The sequence below is a fragment of the Pseudomonas gebzensis genome (assembly GCF_034427815.1).
Classification (GTDB): Bacteria; Pseudomonadota; Gammaproteobacteria; order Pseudomonadales; family Pseudomonadaceae; genus Aquipseudomonas.
Genome location: NZ_JAXQNS010000004.1, coordinates 23302 through 49872, shown reverse-complemented (window position 1 = coordinate 49872; position 26571 = coordinate 23302). Strand labels below are relative to the sequence as shown.

Genomic DNA, 26571 nt, shown 5'->3' with positions numbered 1-26571 from the left:
CCGAGCCATGCTCAATACGCTGCGCAAGATCGTCCAGGAAGTGAACTCCGCCAAAGATCTCAAGACGGCGCTGGGTATCATCGTCTTGCGCGTCAAAGAAGCCATGGCCAGCCAGGTCTGCTCGGTCTACCTGCTCGACCCGGAAACCAACCGTTTCGTCCTCATGGCCAGCGAAGGCCTGAACAAGGGCTCCATCGGCAAGGTCAGCATGGCCCCCAACGAGGGCCTGGTCGGTCTGGTCGGCACGCGCGAAGAACCGCTGAACCTCGAAGACGCCGCCGCCCACCCGCGCTACCGCTACTTCGCCGAAACCGGTGAAGAACGCTTCGCGTCGTTCCTCGGCACGCCGATCATCCACCACCGCCGTGTGGTCGGCGTGCTGGTGATCCAGCAGAAGGACCGTCGCCAGTTCGACGAGGGCGAGGAAGCCTTCCTGGTGACCATGAGCGCCCAGTTGGCAGGGGTTATCGCCCATGCCGAAGCCACCGGTTCGATTCGCGGGCTCGGGCGCCAGGGCAAGGGCATTCAGGAAGCGCGCTTCGTCGGTGTGCCAGGTTCGCCAGGCGCAGCGGTCGGCCGGGCTGTGGTGATGCTGCCGCCGGCAGACCTCGATGTGGTGCCAGACAAGACCGTTGAAGACATCGATGCCGAGCTTGCGCTGTTCAGCAATGCGCTGGAAGGCGTACGCGCCGACATGCGCACGCTGTCGGCCAAACTCGCCACCCAGCTGCGCCCGGAAGAGCGGGCGTTGTTCGACGTGTACCTGATGATGCTCGAAGACGCCGCCCTGGGCGGCGAGGTGGTCGAAGTCATCAAGACCGGGCAGTGGGCGCAGGGCGCCTTGCGCCAGGTGGTCAGCGAGCACGTCAACCGCTTCGAGCTGATGGACGACGACTACCTGCGCGAGCGCGCCTCCGACGTCAAGGACCTGGGCCGGCGCCTGCTGGCCTACTTGCAGCAAGCCCGCTCGATGTCGCTGGTGTATGGCGAAAACACCATCCTGGTCAGTGAAGAGCTGACCCCGGCCATGCTCGGCGAAGTCCCCGAAGGCAAGCTGGTGGGGCTGGTCTCGGTACTCGGCTCGGGCAACTCCCATGTAGCGATCCTGGCGCGAGCCATGGGCATTCCCACGGTCATGGGCCTGGTCGACCTGCCGTATTCCAAGGTCGATGGCATCGAACTGATCGTCGACGGGTACAAAGGCGAGGTGTTCACCAACCCCAGCGAAGTGCTGCGCAAGCAATACAGCGAAGTGGTGGAAGAGGAACGCCAGCTAGCCCAGGGCCTTGATGCCTTGCGCGAACTGCCCTGCATCACGCCCGACGGCCACCGCATGCCGCTGTGGGTCAACACCGGGCTGCTCGCCGATGTGGCCCGCGCCCAGCAGCGCGGTGCCGAAGGGGTGGGCCTGTACCGCACCGAAGTCCCGTTCATGATCAACCAGCGCTTCCCCAGCGAAAAAGAGCAGCTGGCCATCTACCGCGAGCAGTTGCAGGCGTTTCACCCGCTGCCGGTGACCATGCGCACGCTCGACATCGGTGGCGACAAGTCGCTGTCGTACTTCCCGATCAAGGAAGAAAACCCGTTTCTCGGCTGGCGCGGCATTCGCGTGACCCTCGACCACCCGGAAATCTTCCTGGTGCAGACCCGCGCCATGCTCAAGGCCAGCGAGGGCTTGAACAACCTGCGCATCCTGCTGCCGATGATTTCCGGCATTCACGAGCTGGAAGAGGCGCTGCACCTTATCCACAGGGCCTGGGGCGAGGTGCGCGATGAAGGCACCGACGTGCCGATGCCACCGGTGGGTGTGATGGTGGAAATCCCGGCAGCGGTGTATCAGACCCGCGAGCTGGCGCGCCAGGTCGACTTCCTCTCGGTCGGCTCCAACGACCTGACCCAGTACCTGCTGGCCGTGGACCGTAACAATCCACGGGTCGCCGACCTCTACGATTACCTGCACCCCGCGGTGCTGCAAGCGCTGCAGACCGTGGTGCGCGATGCCCATGGCGAAGGCCGGCCGGTGAGTATCTGCGGCGAGATGGCGGGCGACCCGGCTGCGGCTATCCTGCTAATGGCGATGGGCTTTGACAGCCTGTCGATGAACGCCACCAACCTGCCGAAGGTGAAATGGATGTTGCGCCAGGTCAGCCTGGAGAAAGCCCGGGAGTTGCTGGCCGATGCCATGAGCCACGACAACCCGCAGCTGACCCACAGTGCCCTGCAACTGGCACTGAAAAACCTTGGGTTGGCGCGCATGATCGGGCCTGGGGCCAAGACCCCGCTCTGAGTTCATCGCTGGCCCGTGGAGTCGGCCTGTGTTGCGGGCCTGTTCGCGCCACGCCACGCGCTGGCTGGTCGGCGGGCGCTCAGCTCGGGCTCAACGTCAGCGTGACATCGCCCAGATGCCCGCCGCAGGGCCCGAAGCTGCGCTCGATCAGTTGCCGATGACCCAGCGCATCGCTGATCAGTACCGTGCTCGCCCGTGTGCCGTAATGCGGGCTGGCGATGAACACGCTCGACAACAGCCGCTCGGTTTCCAGGCCCACACCCGTCTCGGGCAACGTCCCATCGCTCGCCACCTGCGCATCGGCCAGCAACGCCATCATGCGGTGTGGATCCGCGGCATCGAGCTGCGCGCGCAAGCCCTCGCGGGCCTTGATCAGTTTCGGCCAGGGCGTATCGAGCTGGGCGTTGGACAAGCCGTAGACACCCGGTTCAAGCAGTTCAGGCCGAGCCTGCTGGGCATTCAGGTAGCCCAGGTGCTGGCCGTCGCCGAGCAGGAGGTTGAAGCCGGCATATTCGCCGCTGCGCCCAGCCAGCCTGGCCAGGGCGCCTGGCACATCGTCCTGGCCGCGCAGAAAGCCCGCCACCAGTTCCCCTCTCGAGCGCAACCCCACCGGCTGCCCGGGGTCGCGGATGTTGGTCAGCGCGGCGAAGCGATTGCCCGGTCCCACGCCCAGCCAGCTACCGCCGGCCTGTAAGTCACGTCCGGCATAGACGCCCGGCGCGTCGCTCCAGGCGGCCAGGGGTCGAGCCGGGCGGGCATAGAACTCGTCACGGTTGGCCGCCACCAGCAACGGCAGCGAATGGCCGGGGCGCCAGGCGAATACGATCAGGCACATGGGTGGGCCTCCAGAAATTCATCCACTGTACCCAGCGTGCAGGCCTCAGGCCATCGCCGTTGGGTCGCCTTCGCGATCTGACGAGGCGTCGCCGGCAGTGTTTCCGGCTTTCTGTGCAATGCCCTGCATGGCTTGCCTAGAGTGACAATTCACGCTGAGTCTGGAGCCTCATGCCCGGCTTCCGTTACCATGGCGGACTGATTTCCTCGGGGAACACCCGTTGGCGCTCGGACTCTACGTGTGCCGGGCGCTTGCGCCTGGAGCCTGGCGGGCGCGTGCAGCGTGCGATCCGTGCCGCGGCGGGTGGTCGACCGTGATAGCGCGCGCTAGCCGCCGCGCATGCCCAAGCCTTTTCTGCCGCGCTGTCGTGCAGCGTCGGTCTCAGCTTTCTGATTTGAATCAAGAGGAATCACCATGCTGCCTTACCCGCAGATCGACCCCGTGGCCTTGGCCATTGGGCCGCTGAAAATCCATTGGTACGGCCTGATGTACCTGGTGGGCATCGGCGGTGCGTGGCTGCTGGCAGCCAGCCGGCTGCATCGCTTCGACCCGACCTGGAACCGCGAAAAGCTCTCTGACCTGGTGTTCTGGCTGTCGATGGGGGTGATCGTCGGCGGGCGGCTCGGCTACGTGCTGTTCTACGACCTGAACGCGTATCTGGCCAAGCCGATGCTGATCTTCGAGGTGTGGAAGGGCGGCATGTCGTTCCACGGCGGTTTCATCGGCGTGATGCTCGCCGCAGTGTGGTTCGGCAAGCGCCACAACAAGTCGTTCTTCGAGCTGATGGACTTCATCGCGCCGATGGTGCCGATTGGCCTGGGCGCCGGGCGCATCGGCAACTTCATCAATGCCGAGCTTTGGGGCAAGCCCACCGATGTGCCATGGGCCATGGTGTTTCCGCCGTTCAGCGACCCTGCGCAACTGCCGCGTCACCCCTCGCAGCTGTATCAGTTCGCCCTCGAAGGCGTGGCGCTGTTCGTCATTCTCTGGCTGTACTCGCGCAAGCCTCGGCCGACCATGGCGGTGTCCGGTATGTTCGCGCTGCTGTACGGCATCTTCCGCTTCATCGTGGAGTTCTTCCGCGTGCCGGATGCGCAGCTCGGTTACCTGGCCTTCGGCTGGTTGACCATGGGTCAGGTGCTGTGTGTACCGATGATCATGGCCGGGCTTGGCCTGATCTGGTGGGCGTACAATCGCCAGTCCACGGCAACCCCCGTCAAATGATTCCCGCAGCCGGGGCGCTCCTCCGGCTGCCTCGCTACAGGTAGGTTATGAAACAGTATCTAGACCTGGTCCGTGACGTCATCGACCACGGCACGCTGCAGGAAAACCGCACCGGTACCCGCACCATCAGCCGTCCTGGCGCCATGCTGCGCTTCGACCTGCAGGAAGGCTTCCCGGCCATCACCACGCGTCGTCTGGCCTTCAAGTCGGCCATCGGCGAAATGGTCGGCTTTCTGCGCGGGGTGAAGAACGCCGCGCAGTTCCGTGAGCTCGGCTGCAAGGTCTGGGACCAGAACGCCAACGAGAACGCCCAGTGGCTGGCCAACCCGTTCCGCCAAGGCACCGATGACCTCGGTGAAATCTACGGCGTGCAATGGCGCCAGTGGCCAGGCTACAAGCGTGTGCCGTTGAGCAACCCCGAGGCCATCGCCATGGCCGAAGGGCAGGGCTTTCGGCAGATCGCCCAGGACCAGGAAGACGGCCAGGCATTCGTCATCCTCTACAAGGCGATCGACCAGGTGCGCCAGTGCCTGGACACCATCGTCAATGATCCCGGCAGCCGCCGCATCCTGTTTCACGGTTGGAACTGCGCCCAGCTCGACGAGATGGCCTTGCCGCCGTGCCACCTGCTGTACCAGTTCCACCCGGACGTGAAGAAACGAGAAATTTCCCTGACCCTCTACATCCGCTCGAACGACCTGGGCCTTTTATCCCCCCTACAAGAAACTGCACAGTACGTAATGCCTGCGTAACCCAGTAAGCCTTCCAAGCCTATTTATTGTGCCCCCTATCAAAATGCACATTGTGTATAGTACGGGCCGCTTTGAAAAGGAAGGAAGCAGTGAAGGTAATCGCAGTAAGGGGCAAAGCCCTAAATCTCAGTGAGTCCCCGACCAGGCGGGACGACACCCTTGATGGGCATCAAACCCAAGAAGCCGTGAAGGTCACAGGATCTGCCGTCTTTGATGACGATGAGCGCCTGATGCCTCTGATATCTGGCTTCCTCTCCCAGCAACTCAAAGCTGCGCTGATCGCTGAGCAGACGGCCATGACCTTTGGCCGGAACCTTGGTTACGCCCATGAGTACCTAACCAAGCGCCGTGAGTACGCAAGCTGCGATCGGGACTCCGCTTATCTGGAGATCCGTACCCACGTCATCCAAGAATACTTTGCGCACCTGCGCGAGGTTGAGGGGATCTCGAAGAAGACTGTCCGCAATCGAGACTCGGCGCTCATGGCATTCTTCAACAAGTCGCTTTGTAGTTGGGTGGACGATGTCCCTCCTCTTCGTAAAGAAGGTAATCCTTATGCGGGTGGGCTGCTGTCTCCGCGTCCAAACAAGAATCTGGTGGTGTCCTGTTCCCTGGACGACCTCTTGCAGCTAATCCTTGCCACCCAGAGCGAGCGTGAGCGGTGCCTCCTTCAGTTCATATATGACGCAGGCATTCGTCGCTCAGAAGTCCCTCGTGTGACCCTCAGGGCGATTGATGATGCTCTCCGCTTCCAGGACACGATGTTCATTTCACCTGGTGCCTCTGTCGCAGTAAATGCCGACTACTGCCCCCTTCGTATCGATGGGAGTAAGGGCCCTGCTGACTCCTTCAAGCCTCGCGATACCTTGGTGAGCAGGGCAACGTTGCTTCGCATAAAGAAGTACCACGCCTCTCCGCTGTACAAGATGCACAAGCGCCAATTCGGCAGCCCCGAGACCACCCCTGCGTTCCTGAATGCTGAGGGTGGCGAGTTCACAGCGCGCTCCGTATCCAAGCTCCTTGAGCGCACCTCGAAGCGTGCCTTGAATCTTATGAAGATCAACAGAATGATCTCCCCGCATAAGCTGCGCCATGGGAATGCTTATGCCCTTCTCCGCACGCCGGATATTGGCACGAGCTACCTTGACCGGTTGGTAGCTGTACAAAAAACGTTGGGGCATTCCCGGCTCAAGACAGCCGAAACTTACACACAGATTCCTCACGACATCTATCAGAAGCTTGTTCGTCCTGGGACTGAAACCAAAACAAAAGCAGGCGAGATGACGGCGCTCGTCGACCGGACGCGCTTGAGAATTGATGCGGGAGATACGAAATGATTAGTCGGTTAAATAGCGCGCAGGTAGACGCGACCATTGAATCGTTTGTAGCCCGAGCTACCGATGATCGAGAGTCGTTGCTTCAGGTCTGCTTAAGCAAAAATGCCGACTTAGCGGTATCTACTGGGTATGCAGTCAAACACACCGGTTTGGGTGCCTCGACGGTCATGAAGCGAGCGCCGCTTTTTCAGCCCATCCTGGATGCGATGGCAGATGAGGGGATCATCGTCTCAGGTCATCCATCGGGCGCTTGCGAATGGCGCCGCAGGCTTCTTGCCTGGTATGAGGGTATGCCTAAAGAACAGAAGCTAGCGATTCCAGTGGCGGCAAACACCATTCGGTATCGAGGCTACTTAAATAATGTTCCTGAATTGGCAGGCCTCCCCTCTGCGAGGGAAAAATATGAGCTGGTGCGTTCTACGTTCGAGGAGATCCTTGAAGACCTCAGAGCACTGGGAGTTCTAGACAGGGACTATCAAACGGTCGAAGAGCGCGTCGCGTCGAAAAAGCCCGTCGAGCAAACGGAAGCGGGGAAGCTGACGGCGGCCTTCCGTTCACTTCGTTCGGTCTCCATTCATCGACTTTCAGATGTCATGCCAGTCGAGCCAGAGCGTCCATTTATTCACCTGCTCCATCTGTTCAGCGCCGCTTCAATGAGCGCCAGCAGTAAATCGGGCCAGTCAAACTTCATCGAAGCGTATAAGTACTTTCGCGACTATTTGAGGGTGGCCGGATTCACGGGGCTAGAAGATCTTCAGGAGCTGGTAAGCGTCTATGCTTTGCCTAAGTTTCGGGTATATCTACAAGAAAAGATTATTGAGCGCGTGTTGTCAACAAGCCATTGCAACACGCTGATGAGTTCGGCCCGGAAAATGATGGAGCGTGCACTCCAGATCGATGGAATGGGCCTAACGACCTTTATGGCGGCCCAAGGCTTCGATGCTGAGCGAGAAACTGATCAATATAGGCCTTACCCTGCTCCGGTACGTGCTCGCATTTCCGAAGCCGTTCTTGAAGAGATTGCGGAGACTAACCGTCTGGCACAGCCGTATGTCCTGAGCCATGTAGGGGAGGATCCCCTTGCGCCTAATGGCAAGGTTCGGCGTGGGTGCGCCACTCTTGAAAACGCCCGTTGGATCTTTGAGAACAAACTCGACTGCAAGCCCTTGGGTTTCAAGTCGGCCAATCGCGAAGATCCCTATGAAAAAGCATTTATTACTATTGTCAATACCTCCAGTATATCTATTTTTGATATTTATAAGGAATGGGGTGTACTTTACCAGATTGACAGCCGGGTGCTAGCACCCTATGTGATCCGGCTCGCCCAGGTTACTGGCATGAACGCTGATTCGTTGTTGGGTCTTGATCTCGATGACTTTATCGAACGTCACGATTTAACCGATCGGCCTTGCTTGCTGTATTGGAAAGAGCGATCAGATGGCGAGAAGATGTACCATCTTGATTTGTTTCATGCCGAGATTTCGTGGCTTACAACTTCTCAGGGGCGCGCAGTAAAACAGGTGTTTGATGACATTAAATTCTTGACCCGTAATCTTCGCGCTGAAGCTCAGCCTGAAGTTGAGAATAAGTTATTCATCTATCGCTCAAGCTCTCCCAGAAAGTTTGGGGTGGTTGACTCCATTGAGAATTCCTCCAGCAGTATGATTAATAAGATCATGAAAGGTTTCTCTGAAGATTGGGGATTGCTTGATGAGGAGGGCAACCCATTGCCATTGTCGCCCTCTCGTTTTCGACCAAGCTTTGTTAGCGAGTTGATTGAGCGTGGTGTGTCTCCTCGGGAGATTCAGGTGATGTTAGGTCATAAGAACATTAGCACCACTATGGCATACCTTGATCAGATGGATTTCAACCCTATGGCGCGCAAGATGTTGAATAAAGTGCTCCATGAGATGCACCAAGAAACGATGGACGAGTCGGTGACGATCATCCCAACGAAAACGATCGAGTCGACCCCAAAAGGCATGCCGATGGAAACCGGTACGGTCACGTGCATGAATGTGTACGACCCGCCAGACTTCATCAAAAATCTGAGGGACTACGACCCCAGCAAGCCTTGCACGCTGTTCAACAAGTGCCTCTCGTGCAGTAACAGCATCATCACGGTTTCGCACCTACCCGAGCTCTTTGCTCGCCGTCGCGATTACCAGCGGATGATTGAGGTGAACCGGGTGCTCGATACGCCCTACGGCGCCGTCATCCTGGATAACCTGGACGTGCTCAACAGCATCCTCGACCCGCAGACATCTGATTTTTCCGCAGAGGAACTGGCTAAAGCCGAGCGCCTTTCTGAAAACCTGCAGGTCGACATCCTGACAGAGGGGGTAACTCTGTGAGCGAATCCATCATTCCTGAATTTGCAGCCTTCAAAAAATGGCGTATGGCCGCTCATGGTCTGCTGCTGGGCCTGCAGAAAGATGTTGGCGAATCTAGCGCTGTGCCAGTTGAGGCGCTGTCTTGGCTCAACGCTCTCTTGGCCCTACCTGTGAGCAAAACATCCGTATTGGGTGATCCCATTTGGGACTTCAACGAGGATTACCCGAATGCAGCCAGGAACATCCAAGGTGCCAAGCTGAGGCTTGATTTCAGGAGTTTCCCACTGGTCAACCAGTTAGCAATCCTGGAGGTTAAGGTGGCGATGTACTGCTGGCTGAAGATGCCTGCCAGCCTGCAATCAGTGACAAACTCCGCAAGGAACATCAAGGCCAATACTGCCATATCCTGCTTCAAGGCGGGGCTCAGCTTTGTTAACACGATGTCAGGACAGGCGCGGGAAATTCTGACGGATGAGTTTTTCGAGGTCGGTTACCATGGCCTCTCCTACTTTGATGCAGGGATATATCGTACCGCCGCTCTCGTACACCCCCATGCTTTCGGCCCTGAGCTTCAGAGATTTTTCACAGCGATTAGGTCGCCGTTCCTTCTGGAGCAGGTTTTTGATAAGCCTCTGCCCTACGTTGAGCTTGACTCGTTGCCTTGGGCGAAGCTGCTTAAGCGGGTAGACGAGTCTCAAAAAACGTATCGGATTCTTCCCAACGATATATTCGAGAAAGCCTCTCGCGAAGCCTCATTTGCCGTCGTTGACTTCCTAAGCGTACTGGGCGAGCCGGTGAATGACCTGATCGCTCTGACGCGTCAGAACGCTAAAGGTTACTCATCGGCCAAGAGCCAGAGATTGACGCCTTACAATTACGACCTTTACGTGGCCCTACGGCTTCGACGCAAGGGTTATGACTCCATCGCCATGGGGGCGGCGATTGGTGCTGTTCGCCCAGACTTTCTATCGGGAAACAGGCAGCACGACTTTAAAGCGCCAGAAACCTTGCTTAAGCTTACCCACGTGCCCCTGGATGATGAGTTTCGTCGGTACATCAACTTTATTTCTTACAGTGCGTGCTATCTCGTGGCGCAGTACACGGGAATGCGACCCTCCGAGCTCTCTGAGATCTTGGTGGAGTCCTGCATGGAGAAAGAGAATGACTACTGGCTGCTCATCAGCAACGTTGTAAAACACCGTCAAGGACTTGCCAAGTTGTTTGATGACAAATGGGTCGCAATTCCTATCGTGCGCGACGCCATTCGTGCGGCCTGCCTAATCGCCAAGGTCACACAGAACCCGTATCTGTTTTCGAATGTGGACACGGTCGCCCAGGGAGCGGAGCCGGCCTCTATGAGCTCGGTTGGGATCTCACATCAGTTCAGATCATTCTTTCAGGAAATCCTGACGGACGAAGAATTTGAGTCTCTTGAGTTTTCGCCCTACACCTTACGGCACACATTGGCTTACCAAATGGCAAGGGCTGAGCTTGGCCTCCCGTTCATTTCACACCAGTTGAAGCACTTTGGTGACCTTATCGGTGGAGCAGGACAAAACCAAGCGTTCAGCGCCGTTTCGCTCGGGTACGGCGCAATTGCGGAGATCCTTTCGAAGGGTGGCCGCTCTGGTGGTAAGACGCCTACACAGGTAGCTGAGGAAGAGTACATCACCAGCTACTGCGATCCAGACGGCAACTACGCCGGGCCTAATGCCGAGAGCCATAAAGCTCGAATGAAGAAAGTATTCGAAGGTTACATGGCGGCTGGGTATACAAAAGAGCAGGTCATTGCTCAGATGGCAAAGAAACGCCTGGCGATCATCAACGTTGGCCAAGGATTTTGTTATGGCGGTCAGCGGGAGTCTCACGACGATTCCTTGCCTTGCATCGGGACTTTGCGGTGCAACCCTAATCGCTGCAAGAACGCTGTCGTCACCAAAGTGCATGCGCCCAAGTGGCGAGAAATTTATGTCTCGAACAGCCTTGCGTTGAGCTCCCCGTCGTCCGCAAGCACGGAAGAGGAGCTTCGTGCTGCTATGGAGGAAGCTAAAGGAGTTCTGGAGTATCTGGGAGAAGAGGTTGAGCTATGACCACCCAAGCTTTTGATTCTCGGAATAAGCTCGACTTCGAAAAGAATAGCGAGCAGCTGGCCGAAGGCATCCTCCAGATTGCCTCCGATAAATCGCTGAAGCCTACGGTTGCTGAGCTCAGTCGCATCACAGGGATCCATCGCAATACCATCAGGATGCGGGGGTGGCCGATGGAGAAGCTTGAGGCCATCAAGGAAAGCCGCCTCGTTGAGGTTATGGTTCAGAGGGTCAAAGCTGAGAAGAAGCAAGATCCCAAGACCATTCTGATGCAACGGCTTGAAAAGAGCCGACTGGAAGTGCTTTATTGGTTCAATAGGTATCAGGATGTTGAGAGCTCGTATGCGACCCTTGATAAACGGCTGGCCGGTGTCATTGAGTCCAGGGCCTACTACGTGGATCAAAATGCCGAGCTCACGGCCAAGCTAAAACAGCGGGATACTGAAATTCAGAAATTGCGTGATGCGCTGCATATGGTCAGCGCAAATCTAGAGGATCCGAAATGAAGATGTACCACGATTTGCTGGCCGACGTGCTGGAGAACGGCGTCGAGAAAGACGATCGCACAGGGACAGGCACGATTAGCGTGTTCGGTCGTCAATTCCGCCACAACCTGGAAGATGGCTTCCCGCTGCTGACCACGAAGAAACTGCATTTCAAGAGCATCATCAATGAGATGATTTGGTTCTTGAACGGCGATACCAACACCAAATGGCTCAAGGAGAATGGTGTCAAAATCTGGGATGAATGGGCAACCGAGGATGGCGATCTTGGGCCGGTTTATGGCAAGCAGTGGACTGCTTGGCCGACTCAGGACGGCAAAACCATCAACCAGATCGACTACGTTGTTAACACGCTTAAAACGAACCCGAACAGCCGTCGCATTCTGTTCCATGGATGGAATGTTGAGTACCTGCCAGATGAGTCTGTCAGCCCTCAAGAAAATGCACGCAACGGAAAGATGGCATTGCCGCCGTGCCATTTGCTTTACCAGTTTTATGTGGCCAACAATAAATTGTCGACACACCTCTATATCCGGTCTAGTGATCTGCTGCTTGGGAATCCGTACAACTTAGCTGGGGCGAGTTTTATTACTCATATGCTTGCTCAACAGTGTGATATGGGTGTTGGCGAAATTATCGTTACTATGGGTGATGCACATATTTACTTGAATCACATTGAGCAAGTTAAGTTGCAATTAACTCGTGAGCCTCGTCCTCTGCCAAAACTAGTTCTAAAGCGTAAGCCAGCCAGCATTTACGACTACAAGTTTGAGGATTTCGAGATCGTGGGATACGACCCGCATCCGCATATCTCTGCTCCTGTTTCGATTTGAAGGTTCGAGGGAGGTGGGTCGGGTGGCCATTGCGGTTCAATCGCTAGGATCCTTTACTCTAGCCCATCTCTCGCGTGCTGCGCCCGCCAGCGCAGGCTCGCTTCGTTAGTCTGGCGGACTGGAGAAGGCAGATGATCTGGGAAAGTCATTATTGGAAGAAGCCTTTACTGGAAATGGCTGATCGGCTGGAACGCCTGAAAGCTTCTGATGATTTATCTGACGAGCAGATGGCTCAGATAGAGCGTGATGTGTTCATCGGCTTTTACTCGGTCAGGAAGCTCTTCGAAGCACCTACTAAGGTTACCGACCAGGCACGCGGGCACACCCTGAGCCTTCAAAGGCATTCAAACATCAAACCGGTGACGTGGCGAAATCATCATAAGCTCGATGAGCTTTATGACCTTTCGAAAAGTGGGAATGAGATCCGTGACGTCTTATTCGTCTGTGGACGATTAATACACAGCTTCGTTTTTTGCCCCTGTGTATCTGATACTGGCGGTCTCCATGGGGCTTTTTTCAACTCAGATCGTGACAAGGACAGCTGCTTGTACTTCATCACCATCGATGCCGTGATTTCGTTGTTTCGAATAGTTGGCAATGATGATCCTTGCCACATTGAATGGTCTCGTAACGAAGGGTCGGGGGAAGGACGGCTTGTTGTCCGGTAGGGTTGAGCGAGGTTGGATGCTCCATCCGCGAGGACTGAAACCCGAGCACAGAGCCAGCTTCACCGACGCTCTAGGGGTTGAAAGCTTATCGCCCTCCAGCCCTCACCTGATCAACCTCATTTTGTCCGGCGTCTCGGCGTTGATTTTACGATCCATATTTCTTTACCCCTTCTGCGGCAGGCATGGCATCTGGCCTCAGGCCGTTTTAATCCTTTTGATTCTGTATTCAACCCTGAAAACTTGCTTCACTAGAAAGCGCGTGAGCCCTTAAGAAGCTGCGAAATCGGAAGGAATTTGTTCCGGTCATACCGAAGTTGTAGCTATGAACCGCTCGTTCTCCCACTGGATTGATGCTTTCGGGAAACGGGAGCGATCCAAGGCATACTAGGGCCTCCTTGAATAAAGCGGCCATTTAGCAGCCGCTTAGCCCGCCTGCTGCAGCACTGATCCCGCAGACAGGTGCTCCACCTGTAGCTTGGTTCTCAGGAAAAAGTCGTTCGACAATCACGCAGTCGATCCAACGACCGTCAAGACATGCGTGTTTCTCATACACACCCACTTGGCGGAAACCGCACGCTTCGCACAAGGCAAGGCTGGCACGGTTGAAGGTAAATACGCGGGAGAGGACTTTCCAGAAACCCCGTTCCTGCGCTTCTTTAAGTAGTGCTTGCAGCAGATGCTTGCCCAGCCCCCGGCCTCGAACCTCACGGCTCAAGTAAATAGAAAAGTCAGCGATGCCGTTATAGCAAACGCGAGCGCGGTATCCGCTCAGGCTCGCCCACCCTATAACCTGGTCGTGCTCGCCAAGCATTACCAGTACAGGATAACGATCAACTGATTGGATTCTTTCAAGCATTTCCTCTGGGTTCCGAGGCGTCGTTTCGAAGGTCGAGCTTCGTTCCTCAATCCCTTGGTTGTAAATCGCAGCTATTGCTAGTGCGTCGTTGGTCTCGGCGGGACGAATGCGCATAGGGTGGACTCCATTAGTTGGTAGCGACAACATTTAGGCCAAAAAAATTCAGCATCAACTTGGCTGCTTGGGGTCTGAGCAAGTCTCACTGGTGACGCCACACCGTTTTTCGGTAGCTCGTGTGAGTTGTCTGAGCAGGCTCAACGCTCCTTGCCTGGCTTCGGCTGAAAGGTTTTCGATCATTACTTTCTCTTCAGCAACGAGGCCGCTCCTGATTTTCTCGTAGAGCTCTTTGCCAGCGCCCGTGGCCTGGATCTTCACAGCGCGGCGGTCTTTATCATCTTCGACGCGAGACACATATCCTTTGCGTTCAAGCGCATCGATTACCCGGCTCGCCGTGCTTTTGTCCAAAAACATCTCTTCAGCCAGCACCTGAAGTCGCAGGGCTCCTTTCTTGACCAGCGTTTCGACTGCGTAGCACTGCGTTACCGAAACGTCATAGCAGCAGATTCGATCTCGGTCTCGGAACTGATAAACGCGGACGAGCTGGTTCAGCGCCTCGTACAAATCCTCTGCATCCTGAGTCAACTGATCTTTTTTCCGCTTCGGCATAATCGTCACAAATTTGTTGTTAGCTGCAACAATAATCGCGTGAGTGCTGAGCCGTCAACGAAGCTCCCTTAGCTGACGACAGATCGATCGCGCCAGTTTGCTGCTAACCAACCAAAACGAGTTCAGCTGGTGAGTCTTCCTGAGGCGTTACACCCCACGGTCAACAGAACCAGGCTGGTTTGGGCCATGGGCATCCTTCAGATCCTTGCGTGGGGCTCTACCTACTACCTGCCTGCAGTTCTCGCCGCCCCGGTTGCGAGGGACACGGGCTGGTCGATCACCAGTGCCGATGGCGGTCTGTCGTGGGGGATGCTGGTCGCAGGAGCAACATCACCCGCAGTAGGACGTCGCATTGACCTTTATGGGGGGCGTCTGGTGATGACCCTCAGCTCAGGGCTTCTCGCCGTCGGCATTGCCACCATGGGGGTCGCCGAAAACGTGGCGACGTACTATTTCGCATGGAGTTTGATAGGCATCGCAATGGCTGCGGGGCTTTACGATGCGGCCTTCTCAACACTGGGGCGACTTCTTGGTGACAGAGCTCGAACATCGATCATAGGGTTAACCCTGCTGGGTGGGTTCGCCAGTACGCTGGGTTGGCCTGCAATAGCGGCTATGGAGGAGTGGCTCGGCTGGCGAGGAACATGTCTTTGCATTGCCGCTGCTCACCTGTTCATCGGATTACCTGTCCATGCTCTGATGATCCCTGGTAGCGCGAGGCAACCCCTAAGGCCTGTTGTCATCACAAATGACGACAAGACGACTCGTACGCCAAGACAGTCTAGCGCCCTGTTTTTGCTCATCGGCGTGATGCTGACCATTCTCGCGCTGGTGGCATCGAGTGTCTCGGTGCATCTTCTGAACACCCTCAAGCAACTGGGGATGGTGACCGCCGTGGCGCTGGCGATTGGCATGGTAATCGGCCCCGCCCAAGTCGCAGCACGGATCGCAGAGTTTTCAATCGGCAGAAACCTGCATCCCACATGGTCGGCACGTGTGGGCGTGCTGCTTTGTCTGTTCGGACTTGGCTTGCTGATCTCGGGAAGACCGTGGCTCTCGTTCGTTGCAATTGCCCTGTATGGAGCAGGTAACGGCATTCTCACCATTGCTCGCGGCACACTGCCGCTGGCCTTGTTTGGTGCTCAGGGTTACGGGTCACGAATGGGATTGCTTGCTCGACCGGTTATGGTTGCTCAGGCGTGTGGGCCCATCCTAGCCGCCTGGGTGCTGGACACATTCGGCCCGGTAGTCCTGTTGGGCACGCTTTGCTGCCTGCTGTTGGTTTGCGTGGTAGTCAGCGTCTGCCTTCCAGCGAAAAGTCGTCCAACGGCCTGAGTAGAAGTACTTTGCGAAGCGAGAAAATTGCGATATCAAAAACATGTGCTTTACTGAATATACGATAATACATATATTCACATTCCCGCATGTATGGTGGCTACCATGAACCAACCCATCAAAGTCCTTTTCGTCTGCGTTGCCAATTCTGCCCGCTCACAGCTTGCAGAGGCCCTTCTACGCGCTACTGATGTGCGTTTCGCAGCATTCAGTGCAGGCTCCCAGCCGTCTGGTGTTGATCCGCGAACTATCGCCGCGCTTGAAAACGTCGACGTAGACGCCTCCGGGCTGCGGAGCAAGTCCGTTGACGAATTCAAGGGTGAGCGATTCGATTACGTCATAACGCTATGTCACAAGTCCGCACAGGAATGCCAGTCAGTACCTGACGCCGGTGAGGTCATTGCCTGGGATTTCCCCGATCCCGTCACCAGTAATGATCCCGGCGCATTTCGGCACGTTCTTCAAGACATTCATGAACGCATCAAACTCTTTGTTTTGGTGAAGACAAAGCATCTGGAGGATGTATGACTGAGCTCATGACGCCCACGGCGTTGTTCAAATGCCTGGCCGATGACACTCGCACCAAGATCACGTTGCTGATTGTGAGAGAGGGGGAGCTGTGTGTCTGCGAACTGACGGCAGCCCTTGACGAGAGCCAACCCAAAATTTCCCGCCATCTCGCTCTTCTCCGGTCGGCAGGTCTGCTCATGGATCGCCGCCAAGGGCAGTGGGTTTACTACCGACTGCGTCGAGATCTGCCGGAGTGGGTGACCTCCATACTTAAAAGCGTTGTCGATGCGAACCTCAAGTGGCTGCAGGACGAGACGACTCGCCTGTGTGACATGGACGGTCGCCCAGTCAAACAAGTCGTTTGCGACTGATCCACACCCTTACGAGTGCTTGATATGCTTCTTGCCGTATTAATTTTCATCGTCACTATCGTGCTGGTCATCTGGCAACCCAAAGGCTTGGGGGTTGGCTGGAGCGCGACCCTTGGCGCTGTTCTGGCTCTGCTAACTGGCGTCGTCAGCCTTGGGGACATTCCTGAGGTCTGGCATATCGTCTGGAACGCCACTGCCACCTTCATTGCGGTAATAATCATCAGCTTGCTGTTGGATGAGGCAGGCTTTTTCGAATGGGCTGCGCTTCATGTCGCTCGCTGGGGAGCAGGCAGCACCAGAAAGCTTTTCGCGTTCATCATATTGCTGGGTGCCGCCGTATCGGCGCTTTTTGCCAATGACGGTGCAGCGCTGATCCTTACCCCCATCGTGATCGCGATGCTATTAGCCCTCCGGTTTTCTCCGGCAGCCACTTTGGCATTCGTCATGGCAGCTGGATTCATCGCAGATACTGCGAGCTTGCCGTTTGTGGTCTCCAACCTGGTCAACATCGTCTCTGCCGATTACTTTAACATCGGCTTCACCGAATATGCCTCTGTCATGGTGCCGGTGAACGTTGTGAGCGTCATGGCGACATTGGCGATGCTGCTGTGGTTCTTCCGCAAAGAGTTACCTGCGACCTACGATCTTGAACAGTTGCATCAACCTTCTGAAGCAATTCGCGACCGGCCAACATTTATGGCCGGCTGGCTAGTCCTGGTGATGTTGCTGGTCGGCTTCTTCGTGATTGAACCTTTAGGCGTTCCGATCAGCGTCATTGCTGCAGTCTGCGCATTCATCCTCTACATAGTCGCTGCCCGTGGTCACGCCATCGACACCGGGAAGGTGCTCAAAGGCGCCCCGTGGCAAGTGGTGGTCTTTTCCTTAGGCATGTACTTGGTCGTATACGGGCTCAAAAATGCAGGGCTAACGGATCACATCGCACAGATCCTGAACTTATTCGCTGGCTATGGTATCTGGGGCGCTTCGCTTGGAACCGGCCTGCTCACGGCGTTTTTGTCTTCCATCATGAACAACATGCCGACCGTCCTGGTCGGGGCTTTGTCGATCCATGCCGCCGAAGTCGATGGCGTCGTCCAGCAGGCAATGGTGTACGCCAACATCATTGGCTGCGACTTAGGCCCGAAGATCACCCCCATCGGTAGCCTGGCCACGCTGTTGTGGTTGCACGTGCTGGCTAAGAAAGACATCAAGATCAGCTGGGGTTACTACTTCAAAACCGGAATCGTGCTGACTCTGCCGATCCTAATCGCCACTCTATCCGCCTTGGCACTGCGCCTCAGTATTTGAAAAGGAGTCTTTTGATGAAAGTCCTGTTCATGTGTACCCATAACAGCTGCCGCAGCATCCTGTCCGAGGCGCTGTTCAATCACTTGGCGCCCGAGGGCGTAGAAGCGGTCAGCTCGGGAAGCTTTCCAAGCGGTCGAGTGAATCAGCGGGCACTGCAGACGCTGGAAGCAGCGGGCATTTCCACTGCTGGCCTGAGCAGCAAGGCGTCGGATGCTTTTGAGGACTCGCCTCCAGATATCGTGATCACCGTTTGTGATCGGGCAGCGGGTGAAGCATGCCCCATCTTTTTCGGGCCTGCCTTGAAGGCGCATTGGGGCTTGGCCGATCCGTCCGAAGCGACAGGGACTGAAGCCGACATCAGCGCGGCGTTCGAAAGAATCCTCGCCAAAATTCGTGAACGCGTCACGGCCTTTCTTGAGCTGCCTCTGAAGACGATGAGCGCTGACCAGCTGAAAGCTGAACTGAACCGGATCGGTTCGCTTTAAAGATCAACCGAGGCGGCGCCCATCTCGCGCCGCTCAGGAGTTTATATGCAAGACGCATTGCCGAACGTACACACTGACCTGATCGACATCCCTTCGCTGGAGCGACTGGAACCCCACACCCCGTCACTTCACAAACCTCGAATTTTGCTGCTGTATGGATCGACGCGAGAGCGTTCTTTCAGCCGGCTGGTGACTCAGGAAGCAGCGCGTCTGTTGGAGGCGTACGGCGCAGAAGCCAAAATCTTCGACCCCTCGGGCTTGCCGCTGCCGGACGATGCTCCCGAGACACATCCCAAGGTCGCAGAGCTGCGCGAACTGATGCAGTGGTCTGAAGGACAGGTGTGGTGCTCTCCTGAGCGGCACGGTTCCATGAGCGCTGTCTTCAAAGCCCAGATCGATTGGGTTCCACTGGCGATAGGTGCGGTGCGACCTACGCAAGGAAAGACCCTGGCGGTCATGCAGGTCTGCGGTGGCTCGCAATCGTTCAACGTCGTCAATCAACTGCGCGTGCTGGGTCGGTGGATGCGGATGTTCACCATCCCAAATCAATCTTCAGTGGCCAAGGCGTTCACAGAATTCGATGAGGCAGGCCGGATGAAGCCGTCCTCGTACTACGACCGCCTGGTGGACGTGATGGAAGAGCTGATGAAGTTCACGCTGCTGTTACGGGATCGTCAGGACTACCTGGTTGATCGCTACTCCGAGCGCAAAGAGTCTTCCGAAGAGCTGTCCAAGCGCGTCAATCAGCGCTCCATTTAACGTCACCGCGAGGAAGCTGTATGAGCCAGATTACGATCTATCACAATCCCAGTTGTGGCACTTCTCGCAACACTTTGGAGTTGATCCGCAACAGCGGGGAAGAACCAATAGTGGTCGAGTATCTACAGACCCCGCCTGATCGCGACACACTTATCAGGCTGATCAAAGATATGGGAATCGACGTGCGAGCCCTCCTGCGTACCAAAGGCACTCCGTACGAGGAGCTGGGACTGGATGATGCATCACTGACTGACGAACAGCTCATCGATGCCATGATGGCTCACCCCATCCTGATCAATCGCCCAATTGTCGTGACGCCACTGGGCACACGCTTGTGCCGTCCATCAGAGGCAGTCCTCGACCTGCTGCCGCAAGAGCAGCGCGGCAGCTTCATCAAGGAAGACGGACAAATCGTCATTGATGAGAATGGCAACAGGGTTTGAGCCGATGCGAGCGAATGGGCCTGGAGGGATGGTGGTAAATCAAAATCCGATTCTTGATGTTGTGGTCATTGGCGGCGGACAGTCCGCGCTGACCGTCGCTTACTTTCTGAAGCGTTCAGGCCTTTCCTTCGTGTTGCTCGATGGCGAGGCGGCGCCCGGTGGCGCATGGCAGCACGGATGGGATTCGCTCCGACTCTTCTCGCCGTCCGGATGGAGTTCAATTGCGGGCTGGCAGATGCCAGCTGTCTCTGAGGAAACTCCAAGTCGTGACGACGTTATCGCCTACCTGACTCAATATGAGCGCCGCTACGACTTTCCCATCGTCCGCTCCACGCAGGTAAGCCATGTCGAAAAAATCGAAGGCGGACTGCGCGTCGTCTCTGACGATAGCTGCTGGGATGCCAGGGTAGTCATCAGCGCAACGGGCACATGGGGCTGCCCGTTTATCCCAGCCTATCCAGGACAAGAAGTGTTCAAGGGCCAGCAGATTCACTCCGCCCATTACGTTGGGCCGGGTGAGTTCGAGGGGAAGACAATTTTGGTGGTGGGCGGTGGCAACTCGGGTGCCCAGATTTACGCCGAGGTTTCAAAAGCGGGTCAGGTCACCTGGGTGACTCTGGAGGCCCCGAAATTTCTTCCAGATGACGTCGATGGTCGTGTCCTTTTCGAGCGAGCCACAGCTCGTTTGAAGGCGCAGCAGGATGGCGTGGAGCCCCAACTTCCCGTGGGAGGGCTGGGCGACATCGTAATGGTGCCACCGGTGAAGGAGGCTCGCGAACGCGGGGTTCTAAATGCTGTACGGCCATTCACTCATTTCACTTCAACAGGTGTTGTGTGGCCATCGGGAACCGAGACGAAGATTGATGCCATCATCTGGTGTACTGGATTTTCTCCATCGCTCGGGCACCTGAGCGACCTGGGTATCGTAGGTCAGGACGGCAAAGTGGCCGTAGATGAAAACCGAAGTGTTGATTTACCTAATCTGTGGCTGGTGGGCTACGGTGACTGGACAGGGCTTGCTTCGGCTACCTTGATCGGAGTAACCCGTACCGCAAGAGATGTGGTCAAGCAAGTGCAAAGCTATCTCACTGACATCGCCTGACGGGTCAGGGAGTCGGATGATCAGAGTGCCAATAACGTTGCACTGTCGAGTGTGACAAGCCCAATTCACGCACGGCTTCGGCCTGCGTCTTGCCTTGAGCTTTTAGGGCTTGGACGGCCAGCAGACTCTGAATTCGCAGTGGCTTGCCTGGAGATCGCTTGGCTAGGTTTTTGCCATCCATCTGCTGATGCAGTAACTCAATGCCGCCCGCCTCAGCAAAGCGCTTAAGTTCTGCCTGAGCTGAAGCCAGCGTATCTTCAAACCTCTCCCCACGTTGCAGGGATACACAGAGAGCCATGAGCGCTACAGGATCAAATTCGAGGGCCTGGGCGAGCTCTGTGAGTTTTCCGATACTCACGCCGGACTTACCCCTTTCCAGCAAACTAAGCGTTGTGCGAAAGGCCGCATCACCCAGGTTATCGTAACTGAGCTTGCGCTGCTGCCGGATGGCCCTCAGCGTCGCAGCTATCTCTGTTTTAAGGGGCATAAGCGTCCAAAAAACAAGGATAGAGCCACAGGGTTGTCAGCCCAATAAACAGCGTATGTTGTGCGTAATAGGTTGTTGTGGGTATCATGCCACGCCAGAACCGCTGTGTTGGGTACGAGCTGATCACACTGTTGATGCATGGCTCGGATCTCACCTTGACTGGGTGAGTTATCAATTTACGCTTAATCCGACTAACGAGGCATCCGTGAAGGTTCACGTCCTGTCTGACCTGCACGCAGAGTTTGAGGCATTTGTGCCTCCCGCCATTGAGGTCGACCTAGTCGTGCTGGCTGGGGACATCAACAAAAAAACACGTGGGGTCGAGTGGGCCAACGACACCTTCAGTTGCGATGTCGTGTACGTCATGGGGAACCACGAGTACTACACAGGCCATTTTGATCGAACGCTCGACAAGGCACGTAAGGCCGCCGCTAGCCATGTGCATGTGCTAGAGAACGAGACGTTTGTCTGGAAGCAGGCCCGTTTCCTGGGTTGCACCGCGTGGACGGATTTCTCCAGCACTGGTGATGTAAGCGCCGCAATGTCAGTGGCGCGAGAGACGATGACGGACTTCCGAGCCATCAGAGCGGATACCAACTTTCGACGTTTGCGACCTGATGATGTTGCTGCGCGCAATCGCCAAGCCAAAGCATGGCTGACGGCAGAACTGCACAGACCATTTGATGGTCGGTCGATCGTAGTCACCCATCATGCGCCCGTTCCGGAGGTCTCAGGCGATGAGCATGGGGGACATCTGAGCGCCGCTTACTGCAACGCATGGCACTCGTTGCTCCTGCAAGCGGACGGCTGGATTTTCGGTCACACGCATCGCGCTGTAGATACCGTTCTGGGAGGTTGCCGCACCGTGAGCAACCCCAGAGGTTATCCAGGCGAAGATACCGGCTTCAACCCCAGCAAGGTCATAGAATTTCAGTAAATGCGGAGACATTCGTGGGCTTTGGTAACGTTTCAGAAATCCCTAATGTGGTTGAGAAAGCCAAGGGAATCGACTGGGGAGTGCTCATTGATGCATACCTCATGAACGCTGCGCAGGTAGGCAATCGATTCGCTGCCTCCGTGTATTGCGACCTGTCGGGAGCATCTTCTGACGGGATGACCATCTTGACGCCGCCTGTTCGGCAGGTAGCTGCGGTGGGAAAGTTTGAGATGCTCCAAAGCTTGTGCGGCAATGACCATTACGTCGTTGTGACGCGATTCAGTAGCGAGGAAACATGAGTGCTCGCGAGTCAGTACCAGGAGCTGTCCTTGAAGCTGCGACGATTAACTTCGAGCTAGGAATCACCGCGTACCTCTTTGAGCCACAGCTCGTAGGTTTCTGCTTGGAGGGAACCATCTATCTGGATCGAAAGGATAGATTCCAGTCCGGTCGACTTATACGTACTTCAGCGGTAATGGAGTTCGAAACGTGCGACGGCTACGTGGTTGCCATGACATGGAGTGGGAGCCGCTATGCCCTTGTGGCAGAGGGTGGGCCTTGGGTGCTGACGTTGCCGGACAGGAAATTGGATGAGCCTGCCCCGTATAGCTGAGATGCTTTGCCTAGACGGCGAGCGGGTGAGTGGTGCGTCGATGGCGAGTAAAGCGGCTATCGAGCAGAAGCTCAGACTAACGAGCAAACCCTATTGTGTTGTGTCCGCATGGATAATCATTGATGTCGCAGGTGTTGACCCTGAAATCACTCATGGCATACACCTGAAGCCTACCGTCCTGTACGTACATCACGTGCTCTCACACAGTAGCGGTCAGTTGTCTGGAGGGGATTCGGTGATGACTGGGTATGCGGCCTATATGGATCCGGCAGGTATTTTTGAAACAGTCGATACGGTCTACATCCTGTTGTCGCACGGCTTTCGCAAGTCAGCGGATATCGAAACCGTGCGCGCTGCTCAAGCCCAAATCAACAGGATGGCAAGCGTGTCGTTTTCAACCAACGGCCATCTTGATGAGTAGGCCCCTGATCCGATGTCCTTGCCGGGGAATCTGATGAAAATCGCGGCAGTAATCTTCGATGCGTTCGGCACCCTTGCCCGGATAACACGGCCAACACATCCCTATGGTCAGCTGCTGCGCGAAGGCAAGCGGCAAGGCCGCAATTTTAGGCCAGACGACATGCAGACCCTGATGACCCAGAGACTGTGCATTTCAGAGGCGGCTGCACGTCTTGGTATCCAACTGTCGCCCGACCGGCTTGGTCTGCTGGAGCAAGCCCTCAAAGCAGAGCTTGCGAGCATTGAGCCGTTCCCAGATGCCTTGGAAGCCATAGCGATGCTCCGGGCTGCGGACATGCGAATAGCCACATGCTCCAATTTGGCCATGGCATATGGCCCAGCGATACAACAGATCTTTCCGAACCTAGATGGCTACGGTTTCAGTTACCAAGTTGGGGCCATGAAGCCTTCCCCGATCATCTATCGACATACCTGTGACTTACTTGGGGTCAGGCCCGGTGATGACTACGGCAGCCATGGACGAGTAGTGATGATTGGCGACTCGGCGCGATGCGACAGGGACGGGCCTCGCCAGTGTGGTATCAGCGGCTTTCTCTTGCGCAGGGAGCAGTCAGAGGGATTTTCGAGCCTCACCGACTTCGCACAGGTCGTGCTCACCTACGCGTAGTTGTGCGGGTTGAGTTCGGCTGATGCTTACCAACCAACTACGTTTTTTCGCCAAATCAACGCAGGAATAACCCGGATGTAAATCAGCTCGCTGACCAATTCAATCAGCGTTTGGGTGATGACTGCTGCCGCTGCGAGCCCTCTGATGTCCTCGGGTAAAGCCAGTGCCAACGGTAGAACTACCAATGAGTTACGTGTGGAGCTACTGAAGGCTACGGATCTCGCCGTGCTGGCCGGCAATTTGAATGCCCGAGCCACGAGTGCACCTGCCAGGGGCGCCAAGAGCATAAAACCGATATAGACAGGGATGACAGGCAGCAACTTGTCCATGTCTCTGACCACTGCAGCAATCTGCGAGCCGATGACCACGACCAATACAGACGCCATTGCCGGTACTGGCATCCACGCCCATGCATTGTTCCAGCCCTCAATGAGGCGAAACCTTTTTGCCCCGGCAGCTGTGGCTACCCCTAGGACAAGAGGCAAGGCGATCAGCGCTACAAAGGCCTCTATAAATGGGCCGACAGAGATGACCACTGCTGAGTCGTTACCCACCATCAACGCTAGATACAGTGGCAGAAGCATGAGCTGAAGCAAAAGCAGCAATGGGGTAGCTGCCAGCATCAGTTTAGAGTCGCCTCTGCCTATGTGGGTGAATACCACCACATAGTCGATACAGGGCGTGAGCAAAACCAGCAGAGCACCTACTAAAATCGCCGGGTGATCTCCTAATCCTGAGGTCAACCCCCAAACCAACGGGGGGATGGCGAGGAAATTGGCCGTTAGCAGGGCTGCCATGAAGCGTTTGTTCGTAAGCCCTTCGCGAAGATCCAAAAACGGGATCTGCAGAAACATGGCGTACATCAGCACTGCAATGGCCGGCGTCACCATCACCCCCAAATTTTGGGAAGCATTGGGTGCTAGCAGACCGCCTATGGCTGCGACAATGACCGCAATGAAGTACACGGGAATCTGGTTTTTCTCTAGCTGTTCTCTGTCCACGAATTGCCCTTCAGATGCACGAATTTATTTTCTGGGGACAGGTTAATATCTGTAGCCACTACAGATTCAAGAGGTTGCTTGAGGAGATCACATGTCAGGAATCGGAGCGCTCTCAAAATCCACGGGTTGCCACATCGAAACGATTCGCTACTACGAAAAAATAGGCCTTCTTCCCCCAGCCTTGCGGTCGACCGGAAGGCATCGCATTTACACAGAAAAGCATCGATCAAGGCTTGTCTTCATCCGTCAAAATCGGGAGCTGGGCTTTCCTCTCGAAGATATCCGGGAGCTAATCGCTCTCGCCGCAGACGCCGAACGTCCCTGCGCTGAGGCTTTGTCGGTGGTTAAGATGTAGTGGTCAACTGATCCCGGACACTGAATTGAGTTTTTCCTCAGCGACCGCAGGCGCTAGCCCTTCGTTGAACTGATGCGGTCGCCGCCAGTTGTATCGCTCCATCAGGAACCGGCCGATATCCTGTTGCGCTAGCGCAGCGCTCATGTAGCCCACCGTCGGTATCCATTCACTTTTTAGGCTGCGAAATAGTCGTTCCATCGGCGCATTATCATGGCAGTTGCCGCGACGACTCATGCTCTGCGTGAAGCGGTATCGCCACAGTCTCTGGCGGAAACTCCGGCTGCCGTATTGACTGCCTTGATCACTGTGAAACAGCACATTTTGAGGCCGGCCACGCTGCTCATAGGCCATGTCCAGCGCTTTGATCACCAGGTCGGCGTCGGGCTTGGCCGAGAACGCCCAGCCCACAACCCGGCGCGCATAAAGATCGATTACCGCCGCTAGATAGTGCCACCGACCTTCGGCCCAAACGTACGTGATGTCACCGCACCAAACCTTGTCGGGGGACGCCACGCTGAACCCTCGATCAAGCACGTTCGGGATATCAGGCCGCTCCACGGTCGCCTTTTTATAGGCATGGGAACCCGGCTGTTTGCTGATCAAGTTCATCTCGCGCATCAACTTGCGTACCTTGAATCGCCCGATTCGCATACCGTCCTCTTTCATCATCAGCATGATGCTCCGGCTGCCCGCAGCGCTTCGGCTTTGCGTAAACAGCTCGTTCACACGGCTGCGCAAAACCACCCGTTCGGCATCCGGATACCGACGTTTCCGGCAGTAGGCGTAGTAGCAAGATCGGGTTACTTCAAATACCGAGCACAACAGATCAATCGGCTCTTGAGCCCGAAGTTGATCGATTAACGCGAACGCTCGTGTTCCTCGGCCATCAAGAGCGCGGTGGCCTTTTTTAAGATCGATTTTTCCCGTTCGAGCCGATTGATACGAGCTTCGAGTTCCTGGATTTTTTGCTGCTCAGGCGTCAGGGCTTTGCTGGTTGGAGTAACACCGCCACGTTCTTGCTGGAGCTGGTTCACCCAACGACGCAAGGCCGACTCAACCAGCCCAAGCGAACGGGCTGCTTCGGTATGGGTGTAGCCTTGGTCGAGCACCAGGCACGCCGCCTCGCGCTTGAACTCAGGGGTAAAGGTACGACGTTGCTTGGTCATCAGACACCTCTCTGTGGCGAGCATTCTCGCCTAAATGGGTGTCCGGTTTCATTAGACCACTACAGTCTGGAATTGCTAGATACAGAGGACAAGCTGCGCGCATTCCTGCGCGACCACGCTGACGAGTTACGCAAAGTGCGAGCAGTTCTTCTCTTATGTGAGTTACCGCTCACTGACGCGTCGTAATTCAGTTTGAAAACAGCTCGGAAATGAAGAGGTACGGCCGACCGA

Annotated in this window: 27 protein-coding genes and 1 pseudogene; 22 read left to right on the top strand and 6 right to left on the bottom strand. The window is 56.1% G+C overall.

Features of this window, described 5'->3' with window-relative positions; all coding sequences use genetic code 11:
• Nucleotides 1-7 precede the first annotated feature (7 nt).
• A complete protein-coding gene (gene ptsP / locus SJI00_RS09130) occupies nt 8-2287 on the top strand; it encodes a phosphoenolpyruvate--protein phosphotransferase (protein ID WP_322461410.1) in 2280 nt (759 codons plus the stop codon).
• Nucleotides 2288-2366: 79 nt separating this feature from the next.
• Here the strand turns inward: ptsP and SJI00_RS09125 are convergent, their stop codons facing one another.
• A complete protein-coding gene (locus tag SJI00_RS09125; RefSeq protein ID WP_322461409.1) occupies nt 2367-3122 on the bottom strand; it encodes an NRDE family protein in 756 nt (251 codons plus the stop codon).
• A gap of 414 nt (nt 3123-3536) precedes the next feature.
• Between SJI00_RS09125 and lgt the strand changes: the two genes are divergently transcribed.
• The 8 genes and pseudogenes from lgt (at nt 3537) to SJI00_RS09085 (ending at nt 12859) form a co-directional block, all read left to right on the top strand.
• Complete coding sequence (gene lgt, locus SJI00_RS09120; RefSeq protein ID WP_322461408.1) at nt 3537-4346, top strand: prolipoprotein diacylglyceryl transferase; 810 nt, start codon at nt 3537-3539, stop codon at nt 4344-4346.
• Between the two features lie 47 nt (nt 4347-4393).
• Nucleotides 4394-5074: pseudogene (thyA, locus tag SJI00_RS09115) on the top strand (thymidylate synthase); the annotation flags it as partial.
• Nucleotides 5075-5187: 113 nt separating this feature from the next.
• A complete protein-coding gene (locus SJI00_RS09110; protein ID WP_322461407.1) occupies nt 5188-6435 on the top strand; it encodes a tyrosine-type recombinase/integrase in 1248 nt (415 codons plus the stop codon).
• Entirely contained in the window at nt 6432-8789 is a 2358-nt protein-coding gene (locus SJI00_RS09105) for a site-specific integrase (RefSeq protein ID WP_322461406.1), read from the top strand. The genes SJI00_RS09110 and SJI00_RS09105 overlap by 4 nt, the downstream gene beginning before the upstream one ends.
• A complete protein-coding gene (locus SJI00_RS09100) occupies nt 8786-10858 on the top strand; it encodes a tyrosine-type recombinase/integrase (RefSeq protein ID WP_322461405.1) in 2073 nt (690 codons plus the stop codon). The genes SJI00_RS09105 and SJI00_RS09100 overlap by 4 nt, the downstream gene beginning before the upstream one ends.
• Nucleotides 10855-11361: a hypothetical protein gene (locus SJI00_RS09095; protein WP_322461404.1), complete on the top strand. Its 507-nt coding sequence runs from the start codon at nt 10855-10857 to the stop codon at nt 11359-11361. Before SJI00_RS09100 ends, SJI00_RS09095 begins: the two co-directional genes overlap by 4 nt.
• Nucleotides 11358-12191, top strand: coding sequence for a thymidylate synthase (locus SJI00_RS09090; protein WP_322461403.1), 834 nt, complete (start codon nt 11358-11360; stop codon nt 12189-12191). Before SJI00_RS09095 ends, SJI00_RS09090 begins: the two co-directional genes overlap by 4 nt.
• A gap of 131 nt (nt 12192-12322) precedes the next feature.
• Nucleotides 12323-12859, top strand: a complete 537-nt coding sequence (locus SJI00_RS09085) for a hypothetical protein (RefSeq protein WP_322461402.1) — start codon at nt 12323-12325, stop codon at nt 12857-12859.
• A 412-nt stretch (nt 12860-13271) separates the two neighbouring features.
• On the opposite strand, the gene SJI00_RS09080 is transcribed toward SJI00_RS09085, so the two are convergent.
• Nucleotides 13272-13829: an arsinothricin resistance N-acetyltransferase ArsN1 family A gene (locus tag SJI00_RS09080; protein WP_322461401.1), complete on the bottom strand. Its 558-nt coding sequence runs from the start codon at nt 13827-13829 to the stop codon at nt 13272-13274.
• Nucleotides 13830-13883: 54 nt separating this feature from the next.
• Nucleotides 13884-14381 carry a MarR family winged helix-turn-helix transcriptional regulator gene (locus tag SJI00_RS09075; protein WP_322461400.1) on the bottom strand — a complete coding sequence of 166 codons (498 nt, stop codon included), beginning with the start codon at nt 14379-14381 and terminating at the stop codon, nt 13884-13886.
• 186 nt (nt 14382-14567) lie between these two features.
• Between SJI00_RS09075 and SJI00_RS09070 the strand changes: the two genes are divergently transcribed.
• The 8 genes from SJI00_RS09070 (at nt 14568) to SJI00_RS09035 (ending at nt 20694) form a co-directional block, all read left to right on the top strand.
• Nucleotides 14568-15716, top strand: a complete 1149-nt coding sequence (locus SJI00_RS09070; protein WP_322461399.1) for an MFS transporter — start codon at nt 14568-14570, stop codon at nt 15714-15716.
• A 105-nt stretch (nt 15717-15821) separates the two neighbouring features.
• The gene (locus SJI00_RS09065; protein WP_322461398.1) at nt 15822-16244 is read left to right on the top strand and encodes an arsenate reductase ArsC; all 423 of its coding nucleotides are present in this window, start codon (nt 15822-15824) and stop codon (nt 16242-16244) included.
• Nucleotides 16241-16597, top strand: a complete 357-nt coding sequence (locus SJI00_RS09060) for a metalloregulator ArsR/SmtB family transcription factor (protein WP_213631539.1) — start codon at nt 16241-16243, stop codon at nt 16595-16597. Before SJI00_RS09065 ends, SJI00_RS09060 begins: the two co-directional genes overlap by 4 nt.
• 24 nt (nt 16598-16621) lie before the next feature.
• Nucleotides 16622-17905, top strand: a complete 1284-nt coding sequence (locus SJI00_RS09055) for an arsenic transporter (RefSeq protein WP_322461397.1) — start codon at nt 16622-16624, stop codon at nt 17903-17905.
• 14 nt (nt 17906-17919) lie between these two features.
• Nucleotides 17920-18390, top strand: coding sequence for an arsenate reductase ArsC (locus SJI00_RS09050; RefSeq protein WP_322461396.1), 471 nt, complete (start codon nt 17920-17922; stop codon nt 18388-18390).
• 45 nt (nt 18391-18435) lie between these two features.
• On the top strand, nt 18436-19149 hold the full coding sequence (gene arsH, locus SJI00_RS09045; protein WP_322461395.1) for an arsenical resistance protein ArsH: 714 nt from the start codon (nt 18436-18438) through the stop codon (nt 19147-19149).
• Between the two features lie 20 nt (nt 19150-19169).
• Nucleotides 19170-19592: an arsenate reductase (glutaredoxin) gene (gene arsC / locus SJI00_RS09040; RefSeq protein WP_322461394.1), complete on the top strand. Its 423-nt coding sequence runs from the start codon at nt 19170-19172 to the stop codon at nt 19590-19592.
• 28 nt (nt 19593-19620) lie between these two features.
• Entirely contained in the window at nt 19621-20694 is a 1074-nt protein-coding gene (locus SJI00_RS09035; RefSeq protein WP_322461393.1) for an ArsO family NAD(P)H-dependent flavin-containing monooxygenase, read from the top strand.
• A 4-nt stretch (nt 20695-20698) separates the two neighbouring features.
• Here the strand turns inward: SJI00_RS09035 and SJI00_RS09030 are convergent, their stop codons facing one another.
• Nucleotides 20699-21181: a helix-turn-helix domain-containing protein gene (locus SJI00_RS09030; protein ID WP_322461392.1), complete on the bottom strand. Its 483-nt coding sequence runs from the start codon at nt 21179-21181 to the stop codon at nt 20699-20701.
• A gap of 205 nt (nt 21182-21386) precedes the next feature.
• On the opposite strand from SJI00_RS09030, the gene SJI00_RS09025 reads away from it, so the two are divergent.
• From SJI00_RS09025 to SJI00_RS09010, 4 genes are all read left to right on the top strand, one after another.
• Nucleotides 21387-22118 carry a metallophosphoesterase gene (locus tag SJI00_RS09025; RefSeq protein ID WP_322461391.1) on the top strand — a complete coding sequence of 244 codons (732 nt, stop codon included), beginning with the start codon at nt 21387-21389 and terminating at the stop codon, nt 22116-22118.
• A 14-nt stretch (nt 22119-22132) separates the two neighbouring features.
• On the top strand, nt 22133-22417 hold the full coding sequence (locus SJI00_RS09020) for a hypothetical protein (protein WP_322461390.1): 285 nt from the start codon (nt 22133-22135) through the stop codon (nt 22415-22417).
• A gap of 291 nt (nt 22418-22708) precedes the next feature.
• Complete coding sequence (locus SJI00_RS09015) at nt 22709-23152, top strand: DUF6957 family protein (protein ID WP_322461389.1); 444 nt, start codon at nt 22709-22711, stop codon at nt 23150-23152.
• A gap of 33 nt (nt 23153-23185) precedes the next feature.
• Complete coding sequence (locus tag SJI00_RS09010; protein ID WP_322461388.1) at nt 23186-23818, top strand: HAD family hydrolase; 633 nt, start codon at nt 23186-23188, stop codon at nt 23816-23818.
• Between the two features lie 26 nt (nt 23819-23844).
• On the opposite strand, the gene SJI00_RS09005 is transcribed toward SJI00_RS09010, so the two are convergent.
• The gene (locus SJI00_RS09005) at nt 23845-24819 is read right to left on the bottom strand and encodes an arsenic resistance protein (RefSeq protein WP_322461387.1); all 975 of its coding nucleotides are present in this window, start codon (nt 24817-24819) and stop codon (nt 23845-23847) included.
• A 91-nt stretch (nt 24820-24910) separates the two neighbouring features.
• Here SJI00_RS09005 and SJI00_RS09000 point away from each other — a divergent pair, with 91 nt between their 5' ends.
• Nucleotides 24911-25174, top strand: a complete 264-nt coding sequence (locus SJI00_RS09000) for a MerR family transcriptional regulator (RefSeq protein ID WP_322461386.1) — start codon at nt 24911-24913, stop codon at nt 25172-25174.
• Nucleotides 25175-25177: 3 nt separating this feature from the next.
• Here the strand turns inward: SJI00_RS09000 and SJI00_RS08995 are convergent.
• Nucleotides 25178-26340, bottom strand: a protein-coding gene (locus tag SJI00_RS08995) for an IS3 family transposase (protein WP_126364779.1) whose coding sequence is annotated in 2 segments (ribosomal slippage) — nt 25178-26088 and nt 26088-26340 — 1164 coding nt in all. Because the reading frame shifts where the segments join, the coding sequence is not laid out codon by codon here.
• Between the last annotated feature and the right edge of the window lie 231 nt (nt 26341-26571).